This window comes from Halomonas flagellata (assembly GCF_022487945.1).
Taxonomy (GTDB): Bacteria; Pseudomonadota; Gammaproteobacteria; order Pseudomonadales; family Halomonadaceae; genus Halomonas; species Halomonas flagellata.
Genome location: NZ_JAKVPY010000059.1, coordinates 1 through 3,039 on the forward strand (window position 1 = coordinate 1; position 3,039 = coordinate 3,039).

The 3,039-nt window shown below is 60.0% G+C and carries 1 protein-coding gene and 1 pseudogene; one reads left to right on the forward strand and one right to left on the reverse strand.

Annotated features, from left to right (window positions below; translation table 11 throughout):
- Nucleotides 1-126: 126 nt before the first annotated feature.
- Nucleotides 127-516, forward strand: a pseudogene (locus tag MKP05_RS21040) (transposase); the annotation flags it as partial.
- 505 nt (nucleotides 517-1,021) lie between these two features.
- On the opposite strand, the gene MKP05_RS21045 reads toward MKP05_RS21040, so the two are convergent.
- Nucleotides 1,022-2,899: a putative bifunctional diguanylate cyclase/phosphodiesterase gene (locus MKP05_RS21045; RefSeq protein WP_240570106.1), complete on the reverse strand. Its 1,878-nt coding sequence runs from the start codon at nucleotides 2,897-2,899 to the stop codon at nucleotides 1,022-1,024.
- Between the last annotated feature and the right edge of the window lie 140 nt (nucleotides 2,900-3,039).

Sequence of the window (3,039 nt, forward strand, 5' to 3'; positions counted from 1 at the left end):
GAGGGGAGCCCGCCGTCCTTCACTCGCCGAGGTCGCTCGGGCTACGCCCTCACGACCTCGGCGACACAAGGTCTCGGCTTTCTCATCTTGATTGTCGCGTGACTCTCAACTTGATTGTCGCTCTACAATGAGCACCCTGAGGCGGTTATCCAGCACTACCAGGCTCACGCAACCCATGAGCAGTTCCACAGCGAGATCAAGACCGATCTCGACCTGGAGCGCTTGCCGTCGGGCAAGTTCGCCACCAACGACCTGATCCTGCACCTGGCGCAGTTGGCCTACAACATCCTCCGGCTGATGGGGCAGCTGGGCATGACCGGCGAGCTGAGTCCGGTCCGCCATTCGGCCAATCGGCGCCGGCTACGCACGGTGCTGCAAGAACTCGTTCATCGTGCCGCTCTGGTTATCCACAAGGCGAGGCAGATCATTCTCGACTTCGGCCAGGACATCGGACGCATGACGGTGCTGAACACCCTGCGGAGCCGACTGCGTTACCCGCGAGGTTCGCCATACTGACCGCCTCCCGGAGACTACCCCCAGGCAGTGCGCGAGTGGCGACTACCGGCCGCCGGCCTGGCCGTGCCCGGCAGAAGGAAAAGCGGGAAAAAACGAGTCATCTGGACCGATCGGCACGGGTATTTTTGGAGATATCGGACCAGCGCATCCATCGATATGCGGTCCGAGTGCTCAAAAAATGCTCGTTGGGGGGGATAGGAAGAGTGTCTGCGGCGGCATCACGGATTCAGGTCCTATAAAGGAAGCTGACTTTATGAAAAAGTCTGTCGATCTTTCCACGCCAGGATCGTCTGGACTTATCATTTTGGTGTTCACATCCACCATTGTCTTATCAATGAAAACCGCCTTGCCCTTGTTAAATACATGAACTCCCTCCAATAGATAGGAATAGCTATAGTCTAGTGAATCTAGCCCACCAGGCATAGCCGTCCATGACTTTTCAACCTGTCTCATTCATGGGAGAGAACTATTCATCTATCGGGAGACCTGTCCCCTGTGTCGCATTTTAGATATCACAAAGCATGGCCTGAAAGGCGTTGGCTTCCAGGGGACGAGAGAGAAGAAGCCCCTGGATTCGGTCACAGGCATGCGCCTGCAGCCAGGCCAACTGCTCTTGGCTCTCGACGCCCTCGGCCACGGTCCTCAGCCCGAATGCCTGGGCCATGGCGAGGCTGGCCCGGCCGATGGCCTCGTCGTGCTCGTTGTCGCCCAGGCCGTCCACGAAGGATTTATCGATCTTGAGCTCGGCCAGGGGAAGCCGCTTGAGGTTGACCAGCGAGGAGAAGCCCGTCCCAAAATCGTCAATGGCCAGTTCGATTCCCTTCGCGTGAAGCCGCTGGATTTCCTGGCTGACGATATCGGAGTGCTCGGTGAGCGTGCTCTCGGTGAGTTCGACCTGAAGCTGGTCCGCCGTAACCCCGTGCCGGGCCATGGACCTGAACAGCTCCGAGGTGAACTGCCCCCCTCGAAAGTCCTTGGGCGAGACATTCAAGGAGATGGGGGGCGGAACGAGTCCGGCGGCCCGCCAGGCGCCTACCTGCTCGCACAGGAGCGCCACCACCCGCTGGCCCAGCTCCGTAATCAGGTCGGTTCTCTCGGCGATCGGGATGAACCGCACCGGGCTGATCTCCCCCTTCTCGGGATCCTCCCAGCGCAGCAGGGCCTCGGCCCCCACGAGTCGATCGGGGTCACTCGCGTCGAACTGGGGCTGATACACCAGGCGCAGCTCTTCGTGGGTGAGGGCCCGGCGCAACGCCTCCCCGAGCGCTCGGTCCTCTAGGAGGCGCTCCTGCAGCCCCGATTCATATAACCGCAGCCGATTACGACCACTCTCCTTGGCGAGACACATGGCCATGTCGGCGGCTTGGCACAGGGTGTCCACGTCATCGCCGTCCCCTGGGTACAAGGCCAGGCCGGCGCTGGCGGTGCAGCGCAGGTGGCTGCCTCGGACCTCGAAAGTGCCGGCGAGGCGATCCACCAGGTGCTGGGCGATTAACCCAGTCTTTCGGACATCACAGTCGGTGAATACCACCGTGAATTCGTCACCGCCTATTCGCGCAACCGTGTCCACATCTCGCAGCCACTCCCGAAGCTGGGCGGCCACTTGTACCAGCAGTGCATCTCCCATCTCGTGGCCGAGGGTGTCATTGATGTCCTTGAAATGGTCCAGATCCAGGAACATAAGGGCCATCTGACTTCCGTTGCGACGGGCCTGGACAAGGGCCTGGTAGGCTCGGTCCTGGAACAGGCTGCGGTTGGGCAGTCCGGTCAAAACATCGTGGCTAGCGAGGTACTCGATCTTGCGCTGAGAGGCCTTGATTTGACTGATATCCGAGAAGACAGCCACTAAATTTCGGGGCTTCTCCTGGTCGTCGTCGAGGCGATTGAGGGTCAGCCATGCCGGGAATTCCTCGCCGCTCTTGCGGCGGTCCCATATTTCCCCCTGCCAGAAGCCCCGCTTGTTGAGATTCTCCCAAATCTCTTTGTATGAGGCTTGGCCGTGGTGATCCGTTTTGACCAGGCTGTTTAGGCTCGTTCCCAGCGCATCGTTTTCAACATAACCGGTAATCCGGATGTAGGCCTTGTTGACGGACTGGATACGACCGGTAGGGTCCATCACTACGATGGCATCCCCGGCATCCTCATACACTCGGCCAGCGATTCGGAGTTGGTCCTCCACCCGTCGGCGTTCCGTGATATCCATCAGGGCACAGCGGAACCAAGCGGCACCAGAGTCCGTGGCGGGCTCCGCCACGCTCTCCATCCGCACTATGCGCGGGGCATTATCATCTACTGCCAGGGTCAGATCGACGGCCTGAGAGGTCTTCCTGGCGGCGAGTGCGCGGCGGTGGAGGTGAAGCGCATTCTGGGATTCGGCGGCCACAAAGGCGGACAGGTCATCCCCTGATATTCACCGGGCAGCCCTGGAAATGAAGATGGCGGTTGGTATCCTACTGATAAATCAGAGAGTTCCTGGCAGAACCTGATTCAGGAGGACCAACCGCCATGGGTGAAACCCTAACG